This is a genomic window from Actinomyces sp. zg-332, assembly GCF_011751945.2.
Lineage (GTDB): Bacteria > Actinomycetota > Actinomycetes > Actinomycetales > Actinomycetaceae > ZJ293.
Map to the genome: position 1 here is coordinate 796,168 of NZ_CP064951.1, position 21,434 is coordinate 817,601.

The following is a 21,434-nucleotide window of genomic DNA, read 5'->3' on the forward strand; positions in this document are numbered from 1 at the left end:
TTATTACCTCCTCATCCGTATATAGTAAGTGCCCAATATGAAACCTATATGAAATTTATAAAAATAATTCAATTAGTTTTCGTATAAACGCATCAATGTATTTTCTAGTTATTCATAATTTATCTTTATGCAATGTGTAAAACCCTCAAAATAAAACTATACAAATTTATTTTGAGGGCTCACTTTGAGTTATTCTGCTGACTTTTCTAGTCCTACTGTTACTTACGTAATTAAAGTTTTCAAAATATATCTAAGTATTTTCTTCTTCACATAAATCTATTTTGTCAGCAATTTTCAAAATTAGTATATTTACTTTTATTAGCTTGTGAAATTAATAATAAATTTCATACCTAAATCACTTGGAATAAAATAAAAATCAAGATTGGCATCAGTTAAAATATTTCTGACAATGTACAGTCCTAGACCAGTTCCACCATCTTTTTTATCTCTACTAAAATCTGGTCTATAAAAAGCTTCAAATACATATTTTAGGTCATATTCAGAAAGTGGTTTGCATTCGTTCTCTACTACTAATACTCCATCTGATATTTGTATATTTATACGGTTACTCTGGTCAGTATAGTTAATAGCGTTTGAGATAATATTAGAAATTACTTTTTTCATAGATTCTTTGTTTATAAAACAATGACATGACTCTTGAAGTTGCAAGTTTATTTTCAGATCTTTTGCCTTTGCTAAAACCTTATATGATTCTATTATCTCAATTATAATTATCCTTATATCTAAGTCTTCTTTATGTTCTTTATTAACCACCTGTAATTTGCTTACATCTAATATACTTTGGACCATATCCGTCGATTCTATTACTATTTCCTGCGCCTTGGTTAAATAAAAATCTCGATCTTTATATTTACCAATCTTATAACGCATATTTTCTAATAAAATCCCTAGTGATGTTAAAGGTGTTTTAAGTTCATGCGAAGCTACTCGTAAAAATTCTACCTTGTCTTTTTCTACCTGACTAATATCATCAATTTTTTGTTCTAACGACTCAATTGTATTCCATACCGTATCATATAAAGAGTTAATATTTTCAGCTATCATTCCGATTTCATCTTCACTTTCTACTTTGCAATAGCTACCCTTTTTTAGCCTCTCCATATCTTTGGTAGATTTTAATATACTTTTTATAGGTTTAGTGATTTTTTTACTATAAATATACGCCGCAAAGAGAGAAATAATAAAGCTAATACCTATAGAATAAGGAATAACCTTAATCGTGACTTGTTTAGCTTCATCTATCGGTCCAGTACTTAAAATTAAGTAGAGATCACAGAGTTGGTTATCTTTATTCTTAAAAGTCTTTTTATTAATGGTAACCGAGTGGTTACCAAGTGATTCTAATTGTATATCAGAAGTATCTCTGCTTAGTATATCTTTTGCTCTAGTAGGATCAAGATGGATATTAACAGGTGTAAAACCATGATACTGATATGTATTATTTTCAATATTAAGAGTTATATTTACGTTATATATAGTAGCGTATTTCTCTGTTACTTCTAACGCTTCTAGTTCACTAGTTTTCTTTAAAATTTCAACTAGCTCCGTAGACCTATTTTTGACCTCTTCTTGCTTTTTATTAAAATAAAAACTAGGTAGAAGAAAATATATAAGACTATGAATCGTTATAGTAATAATAGTCATAATCACCATAGTGTATATGAAAGTCTTAGGAAATAGTTTTAATCTTTTCATACTTCACTCTCATATTTGTAGCCCACGCTTTTTACCGTCTTTATACAGTCTAGGTGAAGCTTTTTTCGTAAATTTTTTATGTATACATCTATCACCCTATCAAAAGGGATTTCATCAATCCATAACTTATCAAGTATCTGTTCACGTGAAAAAACTTGTCCCGGATGCTCAATTAGAAGATTTAATATTTTTATTTCCCTAGGTTTAATGTCTACATCCTGTCCCTTATATGTGGCACTAAATCCAGATAAATTTACTCTTGCTTCTCCATATACCCATTCTTCTTTATTATGTTGGATATGGCTTCTTCTAATCAAAGCTTCAATACGTTTTTCTAAAATTGCAAGTGAAAATGGTTTACTCATATAGTCATCTGCCTGTTCATCAAAACTCATAATCTGTGTACTATCATCAGCCATGGCTGTTAACATCAAGACGAATGTTTGGTTACACGATCTAATTTTTTTCAAAACTTCAAAACCATCTGCCTTGGGAAGCATGATATCTAAAATAACTAAATCAAAGACTTGATTTTGAAATATACTAATAGCTTTTTCTCCATCTTCAGCAGATACCACTTCGTAGTTTTTTACAGTAAGAAATTCGGCAACACCTTCACGCGTAACTTCATCATCTTCAACTAGTAGTATTCTCCCCTTCATTAACAGGCTCCTTTTTCTATAAAAGATATATAATTTTTCTTCTTAATCCAAAATTTCTATATTTTCTGTTGCAGTATATTTTATGCTCAGGAGAAATTTTACTAATTACATCGTAGCTTTCTTTCAGTAGATGCAATATATATACACGCCTGTCTTTTTTATCAGATAATCTTTCCACATAGTTAACTTTTACAGATTATCCACCATAGTCAGATATGTTTCCTCGTAACTAGTAAAATTCTTTCTTTTTCTTTCCACATTCATATCTTCCTTGGAGAAAATAGCTTATAAAAGCATAGGTTGACTAAGGTTAGTTATATTTTGGCACTATTTTAGATATTGTTTTATCTGAAGCATTTATATGTGTGAAGTCTTGTCAAAATATTTATTTCTTTTCTTCCTAAGAATAATTCATATCACCAAATAGTTTCATATCTAATCAACTAATATCGTGGATACTAGCTATATATTTTACAAATAGTCATTTAGTACTTATAAATATTTACTTCTTAAAAATTTACATAACTTGTTCAAGTAAAACATTCCTTTTCAACAGTAAGTAAGTTTAGTGCAGAAGCTATTATTCTCAGATTTATATATAAATACTGAACTATCTTTAATTATTTATATGTCTCTTAGAAAGTTTATATGTTTTTGCTTTAATATGTTGTTTTAAAATTTCAACACAACATAAAATATTGATTTAGTTTTACATCTTCTTTTCCTAAAGAAAAATAGCCGAATTATATTCTAGTCATCTTAAAGTCTGTATTCTATAGCTCAGCACAACTTAGATTTTTCCTACCAAACCTGATTTCACGGTTTGCAACTAATTCTTATTTTCCTCAGTCAATAGAGTTATCATGGCTCAACTTAGAGCTAGATTTCTCCTTACTTCTCTAAAACTTTTTATAGGGAATATCCTAATTATCTTTTGACAGCAAACACACCGTCTCAACGTGGGTTGTCTGTTGAATAGGAACATAATTTATTAACCTCGTTGCTTGACTGAGGATACAACTTATTATTGTCATTTTCCTCGACAACCTTTGCATCTCTTGCTTATAAATAATTGGCTATCCTGTGAATCTTGCTTTCCTGTCTTATATGTAATAGTAATCATCGCAGGGTCAATTTCTCCATCATCATTAACTCTTCCGATTATTATTTTATCCACTATACTTTCAAATATGGCTCTATTAAATTCTTCTAGATATTCTTCTGTATTCCTATTTCATTATATTTTTCTTGGTAAATATCAAAACTGATTGACTCACTCAATCTTAACTCTACTAAATCTTTTTCTTTCTTATTTATTCTATCAAGTTGGTTGCTTATTTTTTCAAATATTTTGATAAGCTATCATCCTTTGATTCTTCTTCTACCGTCTTTAAAAATTCATTTGTAATTTCAACATTGTTATGACAGACTTGGCGATAGCTTTCCATAAATGCTTTTTCTATAGCTTCTTCTGAAATAATAGGTTCGTTCTATTTTACTTACCTTATATAAAAGATATTTATCATCTATTTTTATTTTATATAAATACGCAATACTAAACCTAATATCTTCGCTCCAATGTATCAACGATTTTACAAATAACCCTATTCTCTTATAATTAGCTGCAAATATACCAATCAAAAAACAATGCCATTACTAATCAAATTAGTTCCTATATTTTCTAACACTTATATACCTACATTTTCATCATTACTCCCACTTAATTTCTTCATTAACTTTTTGATGAATATCTACTCTATTACCAACATCAATTACATTTACTAACCAACCATTAAAAATACAGTTATTTATAAATTCATCAATTCTGTTGACCCCATTCATTTCCTTAAGAGTTACAACAACACCAAATCTAACTCCTACACCATCTTGAGGTTTTAATCGGTTATTTGTTTTTACTTCCATGCCCCAATTCTTATTTCTATAAGAGTCTTTTGGTATCATTCTTTTTGTAGCACTCTCTGCGATATACTTTACATTATCCCATTTTCTAAAATGCTTTCTAACTTCACCTTCCAAAAGATAATTTCTTTCTCCATCTAATGTGTCTTCTGTATTCTGTTTATCACCTTTAATATCCTTAATTTTTTTATCATCTCCTATTCGACCAAAATGCAAATTCAATTCTGTATTTGTATAGTCAACACCTTGCGATCTATCGCACAATGGAAAATAACACATCGTAGCCTTTGCAATATACGGATACTTATTATTCTTTAGAGGAACTGGAAAATCGTAGATATAAGTATTCCATTTTTCACTAATATCTGATACCACAAATTTTATTTCGTCATCTTTTGTTTGAATAATATCATTTATATGAATTGGTACAACTCCATGCCCATATAAAGCAACTTCCTCAGGAGTCGGTTTTACATCCCAACCTCTTGCAGCATCAATAATCATGGCTTTTGCAACTTCTCTATTAAGCCCTAACACATCAATTAAATAAGATAATTTCCTCGCAATCCAAGGTGCAGCATAAGAAGTACCGGCAACACTAGCGAACTCTAAAGGTTTACAAACCCTAATGTACTCTTCTTCACTGCCACCATAATAGCTCACATCAGGCTTTGCAAAGAAAGATAATACTAATCCTTTACGAGCATATTTAGTAGACAGACCATTCTTACTAACTGAATTTACAACTATGCTATTAACAGAATCTGCCGGAGAGCCTATTTTTACTATATCTGCACTTGGTTTATTTGTTCCTGCCACAACAAATATTACATTGTTTTCATACTGAATTTTATCTAATGCTGCAGCTTCAGCAGAAATAAAGTTGTCATTAATTTCCTGATTACTACCAAGTGAAATATTCCAGACTTTTATATCTAAATTATTTACTACAATACTCTTTATTTTCTTTATTATTGAAAATGAAGAAAATTCAGCACCTACTGCTACTCCAAAATGCCTAACCTTAAACCTTCCACAGCCATCATCCAACCAAGGATTTAATCTTGCTCCATCAACAATAATGGAAGATACTGCTGTCCCATGATTATAATCTTTTGGGGTTTTTGATATATCTTCTGAAACCATATCATGATATTCAACCCAATTGCTAAAATAAACATTTTCATCGAATAAGGTATCTATCACCCCAATTGTCGGTTCAATAGTTGGAGATGGTATAGTTACCATTTTTGTTTGATACTCATTGATAAAATCATCAGGTGATAAACTTGACAAATCAACGGTTGCCATTGAAACAAGATAAGGTGCTTTTTCAAAAAGTACTTCTACCTGATTTTCATCTAAGTAAACAGTTTGATTATCTAAAATTCTGCTACTTAAAATATCTATCCCTAATCTTTCAAATAATAATTTTGTGTCTTTTCTTACATCATACAAAGTTATAATGCTCTGTTTTACATCTATCGTAGGTAACAATACCTCAAAAGAATCAATATATGATACATCTGCAATCACCTGTTTAAATATAGACATACTTACAGAAAAATCTTTAAAAACTGTTTGATTAACAATATTCTTATCTCCAAATACATCCTTACTAATCTTACCCGCAAATTTTTGAGACAATATATTTGAAGTATCTGTAATCAACTCTATGCTTTTAGTCAAATCATACTCATCAAGAAAATATGTGATAATGTGTTTACTCTTATCTATATTAAATTTTGCTCCAACAATTGCTTCATTAGAATCCATCCCTTTAAAAAGTCCAGCAATTCGATTACTTTTCGCAACAATCTTATTGTAATAAACACTAACCAAAATACCTTCAAACAACTTTGTTTCTTTATCCCAGAACTCTTTAATCTGGATTAGCTGAGATCTTAATCTTAATAAATGATCTGTATTGACTTCCACTTTTCCATTCATGGTTATACCTCCACGCCTACCATTTTTACTGGCTTGCACAAAGCGTTTACCTCTTAATTCCAAGACATTATTCACTGCCCACTCTCTCCTTCTTTAACTTTCTTGATACAGCACTTTTAGACTTCCCTTTTAATTTTTCTATTTCTCTTACAGTAAATCCTTCTTCATGAAGTTGGTTTATATCCTTTTGATCCAAACTCCCTATCAAGCTATTGTATAATCTTTTCAAATAATCGTACTCAGAACCAACATCGCTAAATGCAAGTGATGTTTTTATAATGTTTTTTAACTCTCCGGGATAAGGTATTTTCTTTGCTGTCTTCAATATTTTTTTAAATAATCTTGTATCCTTGGATATTCCTTTAAAATTCTTGATAAACGAAGAAAAATAATATTCAGCAACTTCTATTAAATCCTCACTACTATACCTATTGAAATTAATAATAGCATCAAATCTCCTAATTAATGCTTTATCAAAATTTGAATATAGATTAGTTGTTGCAATAAGTACAATCTCTTTATTAAGATCTGTCAATCTATCTAATTCTCTTAAAATCGTAGATGTTACTCTTCCCATCTCTCTAATATCATTAGAATTAATTCTATCCAACGCAATAACATCAATTTCATCAAATAAAACCACAATCTTATTTGCATTTGGAAGCATATTTATTTCTCTAAATACTTTTATTATGTTTTTATTAGTCTGTCCCAACTTACTATCTATCAAGTTCTCAAAATCCACCCTAAAAAGAGACCTATCCAATAATCTTGCAACGTTTTTGGCTACTTCTGTTTTTCCACTTCCCGGTAAACCTTCAAATAAAAATTTATTAATACCAACATTATGGTTTACAGCGTTAATAATACCTTTTATATCTTCTGTTATTTCAAGTGGTAAATTTAAACCCTCTAAATTTCTTATTTCTACTTGTCTTAAAAACTCACTTTCAAAATCACTACTTTGTGGTGAATATAAATTTGATTCAGATATTAACCCCATAATATATTCGGATAACTGATAATCTCCTATGCTATCAAAATATCTTGCTATTGCTATTGCCTCATTTCTAAAGGAATTTTCATTCCTTTCCACATGGTATTTTATTAAATTCAAAACATTTTGTTTTTTCATATTACCATACCTCCCACTTTCTTTATTACTATATCGTAAACCAGGACAAATTTCTACATTTATGGGACAGATATTTGCTTTTATTTTCTACAGTAAATGAAATTTTAGCAATTTTTCATAAATTTTAATCATAACTAATGGTTTGTTATACCCCTATAAGGAGCTCTATTACCAGCAACACTTATCGTACTATTAACATTCTTTCATACTTATTTACTCTGATAAGTAATCTTCTTTCATTTTTCTGTATATTATTTGTCTTCTATAATTTTAATACAAATACTACATAATATTTATAATTCCATGATGTGTAACAGACCAGCTTTATCCATTTAAATATCTCTCTTATATCAAAAATATAAGCCACTTTTTGTATGTGCCATAGTCCTCTAAAATGGAGATACCCTTTTAACCTCGCATAATGGTACGGTTAAATCGTCCTCGCCAATAGTCAAACTTAGCATAGGCTGTCGCTTCAGGATTTCTATCATAGATACTTAACTGACTTCTAAAGTCGTATCTCTAGTTTCCGACAACATTTAAGAGCTTCAGATATTCCGTTTCACCATGAAGCGCATCTTGTTTTACAAGCTCCAAAATGTTATGAAAATCATCTATTCGCATTTTTACCTCCTTCTTTTTCCAAACGAAAAAGGTGGTTAAATTTTATTTTAATCACCTTTTGATTCTGTGTATTGCAACTTACCACTACTTCACAATTATCCACTGACCTAATTTTGTTAAACCTTCATATCGAATAAGTCCAGCTTTTCTCATTTTAGTTAAATGATAACGCACACAGTCAATGGTAAGATTTAGTTTTCTGTTATTTCTTTCGCACTTATATAAGGATTTTCAGCAATTATTTTAATAATCTCTTCCTGTTTCATGGTAGTTTTAGTAATAGTTTTTTCATAATTACTACTATCAAAGTCTTTCAAAAATTCTTCATTCACGCCCATAACTGCATTAGTATAGTTATCTTCTTCATTTTCCGAATAAAACTTAGGCTCAGGAGAGCCATTTTCTAATAGTGTATCTTTTTGCACGCCTTATTCCTAATCCGTAAGACTCTATCAAATTAAGAGAAAAGAACATATCTTTAAGCTCTTTATTCAGATACTGCCTTCTATCAATACTTCTATCGCTATTAAGAGCTTCGATAGTTACAGGAGGAACTGGTCTGTTATGGTTTACAAAAGAAATTCTATCCTTGTGAATATATATTCCTACATATTCACGCGTAAAATTTGCAAAGAAAAAGACGATAGTTTTTCTCTATCGCCTTTGATAACTATCTATATGAAATTTTTATTTTACAAACTTGAATTTGTCATACAATCAGTTTGCTTGCCAGCTTGTAAACTTGTTTTATTTCTTTACTTTCTAAATTCCAACTATCAAGTTCAATTTTAATCAACTCTGGGAATTTCTTACTAATATCCCTTAAAGCATTTCCAACAGATTTTCTTACATATTCGCTTCCATCTTCTTTTAAGTTTGCAATTCTTTCAATCGCTTCATTCGGATTTTCCTTGAAATACGGTCTTCTCGTCCATATTCTCAAACCCTCTGTAACTGCTCTTCTTGTATTTGGATTGCTATTTTGTAACCATTCATCAATAATCGAAAGTGCGTTTTCATAGCCTGTTTTCTTACAAAATTCATCAAATGCCTTTGCTAATACTTCTTGAACTCTCCAATTATCGTCTTTAGAAACTTCATCTCTCATAAATCTTAGAATTTCTTCATCTGATGATAAATATCCAAATAGAAACACACCATACATTCTAACTTGATATACATTGGATTTATAAGCTAAAAATGCTAATTTTTTGCTATGCTCATTATTATTAGATTTATAATCAGCAAAGGCTCTTTTTTCTTCCTCTTTGAAGCCATTTTCTATCAAAGAAAATTCTTTTTCTAAACTCATAATATACTCTTTCAAATAGCCTCGCCTCCTCACAAAATTTAAACTCTCTCCTTTGAAAACAGAGAGTTGATTATTTCTTTTTCTTTGATTTTTGTTCAGGTAACTCATCATACATTGCGTTAACTAAACCAGTTAAAAAATCTTTGTTATCTACACCATCTACCAATAGCATTTCTTTTGCTCCATCATACGGCAATTCATATTCTGCATTTGGCATATATTCTATCGCAGATTTCACAGACTTTACCAAAAATCTATCATCATAAATTCCACCAATAATCTTCCCACGATAATAAATAATATATTCACACATCATCGATTTACATGTTATTTCTTCCAATTCAGAGAGCTGTTCTAAAGTGAAACTTAAATATTGGTTACTTGAAGCCATATCTTCACCTCCGCAACTTCAAATTTTTCAGTTTTGATTCAAATTGGTTTTATTCTCTCGTTTATACCTTGTAAAAAATCTATAGCTACTACTCCAACCATCGGTATTCCGTAAGGACTTAACAAGAAACCCAGTATCAAAGCTTCACAATGCCAAGTTATATACCTTTTTGCATAAATGAGCCTATTGCAGCAGCTATACACATCAGCATTAAGAAATACAATATTGTTGTTCTATGGTAAGTAAAAATGTAAGAAATACAGTGAGGATACTTAACACCAAACTAATTGGAAACAAGATTATTTTTAATATCCACCTCACCATTTCTTATTCTTCATTTCCTAAATCACTCTTTGTATCTCCACACACCATATCAATGCAAACATTCACATCAATATCCTTTTAAGGACTTTTTTTCGTCATCCATCGCCATCTTCATTAAACACATAATGTTTGTAAAACTGCTTAAAATACAGAATTTTACAGTTTGTAACTAATTCTTATTTTCCTCAGTCAATAGAGTTTTCATGGCTCAACTTAGAGCTAGATTTCTCCTTACTTCTCTAAAACTTTTTATAGGGAATATCCTAATTATCTTTTACCAGTAATACGACGCACTCAACATGGGTGCTGAGCGGGAACATATCCACAGGCTGAATACACTGAGCCCTAAATCCTATCTCGCTCAAAAGAGCCAAGTCTCTAGCTAAACTCTTGGGATTACAGCTAACGTAGATAAGCTTTTCACATTTAGATTGTACAACTGCATCTATAAAGCTTGTTTCTAATCCTTTTCTAGCAGGATCTACAACTATAACGTCCAGCTTTTCACCACGTTCCTTTAGTTCTTCAAGCAATACAGGAATCTGCTCTTGCACAGAACCGACTCTAAACTGAGCGTTTACTATACCGTTTCGCTTAGCATTCAACTTAGCCATATTTACAGCGTCTTCAACAATCTCAATTCCGTACACTTGCTTAGCTTTACCAGCCATGCACAAGCCAATAGTTCCAATCCCACAGTAAGCATCCAAAACTATTTCTGTTCCGTTTAAATCAGCTAAATCTATAACTTGTTTGTATAAAACCTCTGTTTGCTTAGTATTTACTTGGTAAAAAGATTTAGAAGAGATATTGAAAGATAAGCCTAGTATTTCATCTTCGTAACAATCTTGACCATATAAGATAACGTTACGACTTCCCATAACATTATTATTACGTTCTGTATGTATATTTTGCACAATTGAAACGACTTCTGGCAAAGCTGTCAAAATCTTATCCACAATTTTATCTGCTTGAAATAGTTTAGGCTTACGAGTTACCAAAACAACCATCATTTGCCCAGTCACATATCCACGCCTAACTATAACGTTACGTAAGTTTCCCTCGTGTTTTTCCTCGTCGTAAGGAACAACTTTAAAAGCTCTCAATATATCACGTATCTGAACAATAGCCTTATCTATTTTTGTATCTTGAATACAGTAGTTTTCAATAGGAATTAGCTCATGCGTATTTTTCCTAAACAGCCCAGTTTCTAAGTTTCCATCAACTCTACGTACAGGTATTTGTGCTTTGTTGCGATAAGCTAAAGGATACACACTTAGTTCTTCAGTATCCAAAATATCCATACCCAAAGTTGGTTTTACATGGACCTTTATTCCAAGCTCATTCATATAGTCTTGGACTACTTTTTGTTTGAACGCTAGTTGCGATGTGTAACTCATGTGTTGTAAAGGCATAGTACCAGTCTGATACCCTTTTACATCAAGTATATCTATACGTTCAGGACTTTTTTCAACAATTTCGACCAACTTAGCAAAAGCAAAATTTTTTAGTACTTTGATTATCTTTACTCTAACTTTTTCACCTACAATGGCGTTTTCAAAATGTATAGTGTAGTTGCCATAATGCGATACAGCCACAGCATTTGTAGTAAGACTTTGAACTTCTAACAACAAAATATCATTCTTTTTCAAAGGACAAGCCTCTTGTAACTGTATTTGTTCTGTTTGTAAAGGCTTGCTTGATTGTGAAAAAGTTTCATTCATTTTGTTTCCATAACTTGCTTTTGGTAGTCGTATTTATTTCACAATTATATATTATTAACTTTAAATTTCAGATTAATTACTATTGGTAATCGTTTATATTAGAGTAACTAAACAAATAAAAAGTTTTATATTTTCGTGTTAATAATTATATTCAATATAGTCGTTTACCATAATCTTGCTGATAGATAGAAAAAGAAAATACTTTGAAAGTAGGTTTTCGCATAGTATCTAGCTTTGAACAACCAAGTTACCTCTTTTTATTTTTTACTACTTTTACTTATTACTACTTTCAAAAAAATACTTGCTACTATTTCGAGGAATAAAAACAAAAGCCATTAGATAAGAAATAAAAAGAGTAAATTGAATCATACTTTCAAAACTGATACAAAAATAAAGACAAGTTTAAAGAAATACATTAGCGAAAGGTAAGCATATTTCAAAATAAAAAATATGTCTTATAGGCTTGTAAAATATGTTGACTCCTACCTTACGTAATAGTTTAGAGTAAGGGTATCGAGGAGGGAAATTAGTATGAGAACAGTAAACGAAATTAGCAAATTAACAGGTGTGAGTATACGCACCCTGCAATATTATGACAAAATAAATCTTTTGTCCCCTTCTAAGTACAGTAAAGCTGGATATCGTTTGTATAACGATACAGACTTAGAACTGCTACAACAAATTTTATTATTTCGTGAACTTGAATTTTCTTTAAAAGATATTAGAAGAATCATAAATAGCTCTAATTTTGATAAAGAAAAAGCATTGGAACAACAAATTAAACTTTTGTCATTAAAACGTGAACACATCAATAATTTGATTGCCCTTGCTCGTGATATAAAAACGAAAGGAATAAGAAAAATGGATTTTACAGCTTTTGATACCAAGAAAATTGATGAATATACAGCCAAAGCCAAGGAAATTTGGGGAGAGACATCACAATATAAGGAATTTGAGAAAAAGGACAAAAAACGAACTCCAGATGAAAGAAAAAGGATAAATCAAGGCTTAATGAATATTTTCATCGAATTTGGAGAAAAGAAGAATAAAAGCAAAGATTCAGATGAGATACAGCTATTAGTAAAGAAACTGCATAATTATATTTGTGAAAACTACTATTCTTGTTCAAAACAAATTTTTGCTGAACTAGGAAAAGCTTATGGAAATGGTAGTGAGTTTACAAAGAATATAAACGCTACTGCTGGTACAGGAGTTGCAGAGTTTGTCTCATCTGCAATTGAAACTTATTGTGAGTAACAAATATAAGTTACTTGAAAATGCATCTATCCCAATGTAGGTGCATTTTCTTTATAAATTACGAGGAATAAATTAGGTATACTACTCGCCTAGTTATCGGAGCAGAGATAAATCTAATAGTAAACAATTAGTAATTCGTATAGTTCCACTGGAAATCTGCTTTGAAAGGAAAGTAAGTAAACTCGTGCAAAAAACGACTACAATGTAGCTGTCTTTATATCCTTATCTAAAACAGCTACATTCGCACCACAAATTAGACTTTACTTATACCGGACTTAATAAATCGTAAGCATTACATTCCCATTTATTTCTAGTATTTCCTTATAAAACTCTTTCAAATTTTCAAAGCAATCCATTATATCTTCTATTATTTCATCAATTTCTTCTTCATAATCCCAAATATCTGGATATAAGTCTGCTTCTTTTAAGGCATTTAGCTTTTCGCTTGTTTCAGAGATTTCCTTTTAGAACAGTTGCTGTTTTTGAGCAAGTAATTTTGCATTGGAAGGATCAAGTTTTAATAGGCTGTTTATATCCTTAAAGAACTTTGTGTTGATTTAATTGTAGCGTTTACACTTTTTAAGGCTTTATCAAGACCAGTAGTATCTCCACTAATCTCAACTGTAATACCTTTATTCTATTAGCCACTTGACCACCTCCTTCCTAAAATGGGCATTAAAAACATATATTTTTTCGTAAATGTCTTAGTAATATATTTTATTCAGTTCAACAAACTCGTAATTTGTTGAAGTAAATTAAAGATTTGAACTCGAATAATTAAAATTTACTTTTCTATCAAAACTTGAGTTCTGGCGATTAAATCCCCTAAATGTCTTCTATCATTTCTTATGGTTCCCATTAAAAATAAAACTAACATGAGTCCAACTGATAATATCTCCAAAACTATACTAATAGTATCGAAGCCGGTATACATACCCCTGATAGTGCCCATATGCCCTAATTGCCATGGTAAAAACTTTATTGTGTTTCGAACTAAAGCAGAGGTATAGTTCTTATTTTTATAAGCCAGCTTTAGTCCCATCTTTCTTTTTCCAATACTTCCACCATTATAATCAAGATAAGTAAAAAGAAAGATTATCGGAATAACGGATGAAACAAAAACAATTATCTGAGACTGTATATGCGTATATGAGGGAATTCCTTTTAATACCAATGTGTAAAATAAAATACAAACAATAAATAGACATACCAGATATGCACTTATGACCAACCAGTCTATAAAAAGTTCTTTCACTCTAGTTGAAAAACCTATTTTATTATTTTCTTTATACATTCTCCCCTCCCCTCACAAATTCTATTTTATTTTTACTTGTTACCCTTTTTATAGAAAAAGTTCAAGTATTTATATTAAATATGTATCAAACTCAGCTTCTCCTACTATTTTACTATATTTGACACTATCACTTGCTTTTTCACTCCAAATATCAAGCACCATCCCGTTTTGTAAATAAATCCAGTTCACAAATACTTATCCTTATTTCCACACATCTTGCTAGAAATAGAGCTGTTGTCGTTTCCTTGCTACTTTTGGGAAGTTTTTTAGACTGAGCTTTCCGTCTCTAAATTTGCTCACTATCTCATTTAGTACTATTCTAATCCCCTCTATCCCTGTCAAAGTCTCATCATTTTTCTATGGCGTAGGATATGATAGAAATTAATTTGTATAATAACTTTCTTTCTTCCTCATACAAGTTTCTTTAAACAGTAATAACAATCTTTTCTGTAAGAAATCATCTATTCAATGCCATAAATATTTGTGGAATAATAATCTCTATTAATCTTTTCCAAAAACCTGCTACTGTATTGTGATAATGTATATAAGACTCTTTCTTCTTTACCATAGTTTATAGAGTCAACTAAAGTATTATAGTCTTTTGTTAGTACAAAGTCGTAAGTCATCTGTATTCCTTTTGTGAAGTTAGCATTTATTTCTCATTACTTTCTTAATACAACAACTTTCATATAACACGTAGTAAAAAATATTGATTTTAGGGATAAGTTCCTTTGTAACTTTTGAAGTTTGAACTTTATCTTGAAAAATTATGGTCTAATAAGAAGTCTTTTAGTTTTTAAACAGTTCACGACTATTTAATAAGATTAATAAGTCTTTCATAAAGTTATATATCCAAATATTAGTTTCAAGGACATTAAAGTCTTTACGAGTTTATATAAAATTAACCATATTGTTCATCAGTATTTCTCCTAAGGGTTTTCCCAACCACATTCCCAGCAATATACTCAGCTTTTGTTACTTGCATAACAAAAATAACAGTAAAAAATACTGGCAAATTAGAGTATAAAAATGTCACTAACCACACATAAAACTATTTTCCTGTAATATATATTGTATGAGTGATACTTTTCATACTAATAAAAACGCCAACTTACTTTTATTCGGGGCTAGTATTTCGATAGTTTTAGCTGGGTTCACAGCCTTATCTGTCTCCACAGCTATGCCTGACATTGCTAGAGTTTTGAATGGTATACACTTATACCCTGTTGCTTTCGGTATTCCAATTGTAGGGCAACTAATCGCAACACCAATTGCTGGTGCTATAACTGATTCGCGAGGAGCTAAGAAGCCGCTAATACTAGGGTTCTTACTTTTCGTTTCAGGATTACTCTTATGTGGATTCGCACCAGGAATTAACACATTTATCCTAGGCAGGGCTCTACAGGGCTTTGGAGGCGGCTTCCTAATGGTTCCCGTCTACGCTCTAGTAGGTTTGTTAGTTACTCCTAGTAGACGCCCACTATTTTTTGCTTCTTTTGCTTTAGCTTGGGTATTACCTGCTATTTTTGGTCCTGTTTTGGCTGGAAAGATTGTTGAAGCTGGACATTGGCGCTGGATTTTCTTAGGAATGACACCACTAGTCATTTTAGCTTCTACCATCATTATTCCGTTGCTTTTCAAATTACCTACATATAATAAACAAGTTCCTGAACGCACTCGTAGTATCATGTTTATGGCTACTGGAACTGGTCTTTCTATAGGTTTAATAATGTTAGTAGGAACCCTTCCACGCCATTTATATGCTCTAAAAACTATCGGCACTCTAATCGGTATTGCAATAGCAGTATATTGTGCACCTAGGCTATTCCCATCAGGTACCTTTAAACTAAAAAAAGGTATACCATCAGTTGTTGCTTGCCGTGGCGTATCAAACGGATTATTTGTAGCCCTCGAATCTTTTATTCCACTAGTATTGCAAAGTGGACGTGGATATTTGCCATCAAACTCAGGGATTTTACTTACAATTGGAACTTTAGCCTATGCTCTAGGATCAGTTGTGCAAGGAAAAATTATTCGTCCTGATTTAGCTAGAAAAGTTCCACAAGTTGGCGCTTATTTAGCATTAGTCGGTGCAATTTTGACCTCTACTATAGCTTTCGTCCAGCTGCCTGTATTCATAAGTGTAATTGGCTGGACTGTAACAGGTTTTGCTGTCGGATTAATATATCCTAGTATGTCAGTTTTAGTGTTATCTTGGACTCCACAAGCCCAGCACGGTGAAGCATCTTCCAGTTTACAAATAGCAGACACTATTGGTAGCGCTACAGCTATAGCAACAGTCACAGCTTTATTCTCAATAGTTTTCGTATTCCCACCACCATGGCCTTATGTACCAGTCGTGTCAATTGGAATAATACTAGCAATTCTTACCTTTGTTTCTTCAAAACGTTTATATGTAAACGATGATATCAATTATGAGGTTAAAGACTTTAAGTTCTAATTCATGTAAGAAGAGGTTCATAAATGGTAAAAAAGTTAGGTGTTATTTTAGCTTGTTTGATTTTAGCAATTTGTGTTTTCTTTATACCTGTAAAAGCTATATTACTTTACTCAGCCCTTATCGGCTTTTTATGTCTACTAGCAGTTTTAGGTATTTTTATCTATTACTCATTAATGCAAAAGAATCGTCCAATACCATATACAAGTTATATGAGTAGTTTGCTATTATGTTTTTTCATTTTAGTTTTACCATATCTAACTGTTACGTTTATAACTTGGGCTTTTATAACCGTATCAATACTTGCTAGTGGCTACTATTTTTATTATGTGACTTATAAGAAAGAAAAACTTAATGTTTTCTATTTCATTTTTTCATTGGTTGCGCTTATTTTTAGTGTACTAATGCTTTTTAATTACTCTTTAGTAAGCGAATTACTTGTAAAAGTCATCGTTATATTCACTATATGTTACATAGCTAATAACTTATTTGAAGCTGATAATGTAGGACAAAAATATTATAAACAAACCAATGTAAGAATCATAGAAAGCAAAAATCCATCAGAGGATAAATAATTTTTTCAAACCTCTTTAAGTAAGTGCCTATGATTATTAGTTTGAAACTAGCATTCATAGGCACTCATTTTATTTGTTGATTGTATTATCAAGGTACACTTGTTTATAGTATTTTGCAATTATTATTCCCAATATAAGTAAATTTATATAAGCAGTGTTTAGAAAGTGTGTCGAGATAAGCAACGCTTTTATAGAAGTAAATAAACTCGTAAAATTTTAAGCACGAAAATTTGAAAAACTTCAAAAGCAATCGTCATGCTAATAAAGTAACAACAAATAATAATGAGGGTAAGTAATCTGTGCAGTCACTTACCCTCATATTCAAAGAGAAAACCTCAAAATTTGCCCATTAGGAACGCAAAGTTGCTCCAAATAACTTACCTGTTTTCTTCACAATCTTCTTACGTAGTCCATGGCTTTCTTCAGATGTAATAGTGTGATCAGTACGCAAACGCAAAGCAAATGTCAAAGACTTCTTACCTTCATCTACTTGATCTCCACGATAAACATCAAATAGTTTCACGTCTTCAATTAAGTCTTTACCACATTGCAAAATTACATCTAAAATTTCACCAGCTGGAATTTGCTCATCAACTACTAAAGCAATATCTTCTTTAGCCAGTGGATAAGTTGACACTGCTTTTAGCTGAATAGGGTTATCGCTCTTTTGCTCAATCAAAGCTGATAAATTAAGCTCAAATATGCAAGTGTTTGTAGGCAAATTATAGTTTTTAGCTACTTTAGGGTGTAGCTGACCAGCATGGCCTATCAAAACTTCAGCATTGCCTTCTCCAATATAAACACCTGCACAGCGACCTGGGTGGTAAGGTTGATATGCAGCCTGCTTAACTTTTACGGCTACCTGCAAACTATCAGCAATGCGGTAAACATAGTCAAGAGCATCAGCCCAATCATATGGCCTTTCAGCACCCAAAATAGTACTTGGAACAGCATTGCCCACAAGCACTCCACCAACATGTGTTGGTTGCTTTGGTGTAGCTTTGTAAAGAGCTTGAATAGTTTCATCGCTTGGACGGTTTTCAGCTGATGGTAATTCCATAAACTCAACTTCGCTACCGTCGTATACCATGCCTATTTCGTATATAGCGAAATCAGTATTGCTACGAGAAACGTTACGCACTCCAATCTCAATCAAGCTATCCAAAATACTTGTACGTAAATACGGTTCGTTTTCTGCGAGCGGGTTGGAAAGTTTGATTGCTTTACGGCGTGTATCTTCTTCATCTAGCTCCATTTTATCCCAAACGTTTGAAACAAAAGGATAAGATAGAACTTCTGTCATAGCTCCATCAGATAAAGCATTAGAAACTTTCCTCACAGCTTTTTGAGACTTATTCAATCCGCTTTCAGCAAAGGTATTCAAAGGTATTGATGGAATTTCATCGTACCCAATAAGCCTTGCAATTTCTTCAATCAAACAAGCTGAGTTGTAGATGTCACTCCTCCAAGAAGCAGGACGAACACTAATGGCTTGATCAGTTTTTTCAACGATTTCACAGCCAATTTGTTCTAGAACACTGTCGATTTGTTCAGCAGTGTATTCAACACCAACTAGTTTTGCAGGTTCATCATATTTCATAGTAATCACAAGGGAAGGACAAACAGTGTTCACATCTGTAACACCTTCGTTTACTACCCCACTACCATATTCGACCAGATATTGAACAATTTTTTGAGCAGCAACATCGGCTAGCAGTGGATCAACTCCACGTTCAAAACGCTTCGAAGCTTGTGTTGGAAGCTTGTGACGACGAGATGTTCTAGCAACTGATACTGGGTCAAATTGTGCTGCTTCAACAAGAACGTTAACAGTTGTATCTGTTACTTCTGTTTCAGCGCCACCCATAACTCCAGCTATTCCTAGAACACGTTTTCCATCTTTTCCATCGCAAATCAATAAGTCTTCGTCCGTTAGAGTGCGCTCGACATCATCTAGTGTAGTTAGTTTTTCACCTTCATGAGCTCTGCGAACTACTATTTGAGAATCCAGTTTATCTAAATCATAAATATGGTTTGGCTGTCCTAAATCAAGCATTACATAGTTACTGATGTCAACAATGAAAGATATAGGGCGCATTCCAGCAAGGGTTAGACGTTCTTTCATCCAATCAGGAGTAGTAGCTTTAGGGTTTATATTATTTACTATGCGTGTAACAAAACGGTTACAACCAATATTTCCACGTATAGGATTTTTATCATCGACTACAACTTTGAAACCTTTATCGTTTGGTATAGGCAAAGGAGATGGCAAGTTTTTAGCAAGTCCATGATCAGTAAATTTAGCACCAGTAGAATGTGAGTATTCCCTAGCAACCCCTCTCATACTGAAACAGTAGCCACGGTCTGGAGTAATGTTTATTTCCAGAGCTTCTTTGTCTAAGCCCAATAGGGAAATAATGTTTGTTCCAACTGGTGGCACATTACCTTTGCCTAGTAATTCTTCCAGAAGAATGATTCCATCGTGTTCATCTGATAAACCAAGTTCCCTGCCAGAACAAATCATACCATCAGAAATATGTCCATAAGTTTTACGTGTAGCTATTTCAAAGCCACCTGGTAGCACTGTTCCAGGTAAACTAACTACTACATAATCGCCTTCAACAAAGTTATGAGCTCCGCAAATAATTGAACGTGAAGGTATATCAGATGGTTCTTTTCCTTCACCTGGCTGATCATTGTATTCACCAACGTCTACTCGACAGTAGTTTATAGTCTTACCATTTTTTTGTTCCTCTGGAATTCGTTTTACAACTTTACCAACCACTAGAGGACCAGTTACAGCCGGAGGCACAATTGACTCTTCTTCTAAACCAACTTTTACAAGATCTTTAGCTAGTTTTTCTACGTCTGTGTCAGGCAAAACTTCAACGTGGTCTTTTAGCCAATCTAACGATACAAAAGCCATTCTAGCGTCCCTCCTTAGCTGTTGAGAACTGATGCGTAAATCTTATGTCACCTTCAACAATGTCATGCATATCGTTGATTCCATGTCGTAACATCAAAGTTCTTTCTATTCCCATTCCAAAAGCAAAACCTGTATAAATTTCTGGATCTATTCCGCAGGCTTTCAAAACATTTGGGTTGACCATTCCACAGCCGCCCCATTCTATCCAACCTGGTCCACCTTTCTTTTGTGGGAACCAAAGATCCATTTCGGCACTAGGTTCAGTGAATGGGAAGAAAGAAGGGCGTAGACGTGTTTTTGCTTCTGGACCAAACATGGCTTTAGCAAAAGCGTCTAGTGTGCCTTTCAAGTTAGCCATTGTCAAGCCTTTATCAATAGCCAATCCTTCAACTTGATGGAAAACTGGAGTGTGAGTCGCGTCAAGTTCATCTGACCTAAAAACTTTACCTGGACACGCAATATATATTGGTGGCTGTTTCTCAAGCATTGTACGAGCTTGAACAGGTGAAGTGTGTGTACGCATAACAAGATTTGATTTTTCAGCTTTACCGTTACCTACACTCACTGGGTCAATATAGAAGGTATCTTGCATTTGTCTAGCAGGGTGATCAATGTCAAAGTTTAAAGCATCAAAGTTAAACCACTCGTGTTCGATTTCTGGACCTTCAGCAATTTGCCAACCGTATGAGGTGAAAAAGTCAGACACTTCTTCCATAAGAACTGTAAGAGGGTGTCTTCCCCCAATATTTCTGCGTCGTAAGTCTACTGTTACATCAACTTTTTCGTCCTCTAGCATTTTTAGTTCAGCTAGTTCTTGCACACGCTGTAAGTTTTCATTGTATGAAGCATTTAGTTTTTGCCTAGCTTGCCCCATAATTTTACCAGCTTTTGCTTTGTCTGCCGGGTCTAATTTACCAATTTGCTTATTAGCATTTACTACGATTGAATTGTCACCTAAATGTTTTATCTTAGCTTCTTTTAAGTCATCTAAAGTCATTGCAGCACTAAAGCTTGCACAGCCTTCTTCTATTTCCTGATTAATAGCTTGTTCATCTAGCGGTGAAACATTTGTATTTTCAGACATTTATCTCGGTCCTCTTATACTGATTTTTAACATACCTATATATGATACTATTTTCTATGTTTTTATATCTAGTTTGTATAAG

General features: G+C 32.4%; 18 protein-coding genes. 3 read left to right on the forward strand and 15 right to left on the reverse strand.

Annotated elements, in window-relative coordinates:
- Positions 1 to 318: 318 nt before the first annotated feature.
- The 10 genes from HCQ94_RS03225 to rlmD all read right to left on the reverse strand — a co-directional run bounded on the left by HCQ94_RS03225 (position 319) and on the right by rlmD (position 11,758).
- The gene (locus HCQ94_RS03225; protein ID WP_166981816.1) at positions 319 to 1,665 is read right to left on the reverse strand and encodes a HAMP domain-containing sensor histidine kinase; all 1,347 of its coding nucleotides are present in this window, start codon (positions 1,663 to 1,665) and stop codon (positions 319 to 321) included.
- A 47-nt stretch (positions 1,666 to 1,712) separates the two neighbouring features.
- Positions 1,713 to 2,378: a response regulator transcription factor gene (locus HCQ94_RS03230; RefSeq protein ID WP_166977599.1), complete on the reverse strand. Its 666-nt coding sequence runs from the start codon at positions 2,376 to 2,378 to the stop codon at positions 1,713 to 1,715.
- Between the two features lie 1,419 nt (positions 2,379 to 3,797).
- A complete protein-coding gene (locus HCQ94_RS06335; RefSeq protein ID WP_198426285.1) occupies positions 3,798 to 4,019 on the reverse strand; it encodes an SMODS-associated NUDIX domain-containing protein in 222 nt (73 codons plus the stop codon).
- Positions 4,020 to 4,088: 69 nt separating this feature from the next.
- Positions 4,089 to 6,323: a S8 family peptidase gene (locus HCQ94_RS03245; RefSeq protein ID WP_166981819.1), complete on the reverse strand. Its 2,235-nt coding sequence runs from the start codon at positions 6,321 to 6,323 to the stop codon at positions 4,089 to 4,091.
- Complete coding sequence (locus HCQ94_RS03250) at positions 6,316 to 7,383, reverse strand: ATP-binding protein (RefSeq protein WP_166981822.1); 1,068 nt, start codon at positions 7,381 to 7,383, stop codon at positions 6,316 to 6,318. The genes HCQ94_RS03245 and HCQ94_RS03250 overlap by 8 nt, the downstream gene beginning before the upstream one ends.
- Positions 7,384 to 8,198: 815 nt before the next feature.
- Complete coding sequence (locus tag HCQ94_RS06215) at positions 8,199 to 8,432, reverse strand: hypothetical protein (protein ID WP_198426286.1); 234 nt, start codon at positions 8,430 to 8,432, stop codon at positions 8,199 to 8,201.
- A 284-nt stretch (positions 8,433 to 8,716) separates the two neighbouring features.
- Positions 8,717 to 9,319, reverse strand: a complete 603-nt coding sequence (locus HCQ94_RS03260) for a DNA alkylation repair protein (protein WP_232525699.1) — start codon at positions 9,317 to 9,319, stop codon at positions 8,717 to 8,719.
- Positions 9,320 to 9,389: 70 nt separating this feature from the next.
- Positions 9,390 to 9,710: a TfoX/Sxy family protein gene (locus HCQ94_RS03265; protein ID WP_166981828.1), complete on the reverse strand. Its 321-nt coding sequence runs from the start codon at positions 9,708 to 9,710 to the stop codon at positions 9,390 to 9,392.
- A gap of 38 nt (positions 9,711 to 9,748) precedes the next feature.
- Positions 9,749 to 9,913, reverse strand: a complete 165-nt coding sequence (locus tag HCQ94_RS06345; RefSeq protein WP_232525700.1) for a CD1845 family protein — start codon at positions 9,911 to 9,913, stop codon at positions 9,749 to 9,751.
- A 384-nt stretch (positions 9,914 to 10,297) separates the two neighbouring features.
- Positions 10,298 to 11,758, reverse strand: coding sequence for a 23S rRNA (uracil(1939)-C(5))-methyltransferase RlmD (rlmD, locus tag HCQ94_RS03270; RefSeq protein ID WP_166981831.1), 1,461 nt, complete (start codon positions 11,756 to 11,758; stop codon positions 10,298 to 10,300).
- A gap of 531 nt (positions 11,759 to 12,289) precedes the next feature.
- Between rlmD and HCQ94_RS03275 the strand changes: the two genes are divergently transcribed.
- Positions 12,290 to 13,015, forward strand: coding sequence for a MerR family transcriptional regulator (locus HCQ94_RS03275; protein WP_166977604.1), 726 nt, complete (start codon positions 12,290 to 12,292; stop codon positions 13,013 to 13,015).
- A 275-nt stretch (positions 13,016 to 13,290) separates the two neighbouring features.
- Here the strand turns inward: HCQ94_RS03275 and HCQ94_RS06350 are convergent, their stop codons facing one another.
- The 3 genes from HCQ94_RS06350 to HCQ94_RS03290 form a co-directional block, all read right to left on the reverse strand.
- Positions 13,291 to 13,473: a DUF1877 family protein gene (locus tag HCQ94_RS06350; protein ID WP_166982222.1), complete on the reverse strand. Its 183-nt coding sequence runs from the start codon at positions 13,471 to 13,473 to the stop codon at positions 13,291 to 13,293.
- A gap of 326 nt (positions 13,474 to 13,799) precedes the next feature.
- Complete coding sequence (locus HCQ94_RS03285) at positions 13,800 to 14,309, reverse strand: RDD family protein (RefSeq protein ID WP_166981834.1); 510 nt, start codon at positions 14,307 to 14,309, stop codon at positions 13,800 to 13,802.
- A gap of 461 nt (positions 14,310 to 14,770) precedes the next feature.
- On the reverse strand, positions 14,771 to 14,935 hold the full coding sequence (locus HCQ94_RS03290; protein WP_166981837.1) for a hypothetical protein: 165 nt from the start codon (positions 14,933 to 14,935) through the stop codon (positions 14,771 to 14,773).
- A 449-nt stretch (positions 14,936 to 15,384) separates the two neighbouring features.
- Between HCQ94_RS03290 and HCQ94_RS03295 the strand changes: the two genes are divergently transcribed.
- On the forward strand, positions 15,385 to 16,770 hold the full coding sequence (locus tag HCQ94_RS03295; RefSeq protein ID WP_166977610.1) for an MFS transporter: 1,386 nt from the start codon (positions 15,385 to 15,387) through the stop codon (positions 16,768 to 16,770).
- 23 nt (positions 16,771 to 16,793) lie between these two features.
- Positions 16,794 to 17,342, forward strand: coding sequence for a hypothetical protein (locus tag HCQ94_RS03300; RefSeq protein ID WP_166981840.1), 549 nt, complete (start codon positions 16,794 to 16,796; stop codon positions 17,340 to 17,342).
- A 349-nt stretch (positions 17,343 to 17,691) separates the two neighbouring features.
- Here the strand turns inward: HCQ94_RS03300 and pheT are convergent, their stop codons facing one another.
- Both pheT and pheS read right to left on the reverse strand, forming a co-directional pair.
- Positions 17,692 to 20,268: a phenylalanine--tRNA ligase subunit beta gene (gene pheT / locus HCQ94_RS03305; protein ID WP_166981842.1), complete on the reverse strand. Its 2,577-nt coding sequence runs from the start codon at positions 20,266 to 20,268 to the stop codon at positions 17,692 to 17,694.
- Between the two features lies 1 nt (position 20,269).
- On the reverse strand, positions 20,270 to 21,352 hold the full coding sequence (pheS, locus tag HCQ94_RS03310) for a phenylalanine--tRNA ligase subunit alpha (RefSeq protein ID WP_166981845.1): 1,083 nt from the start codon (positions 21,350 to 21,352) through the stop codon (positions 20,270 to 20,272).
- Positions 21,353 to 21,434: the final 82 nt, after the last annotated feature.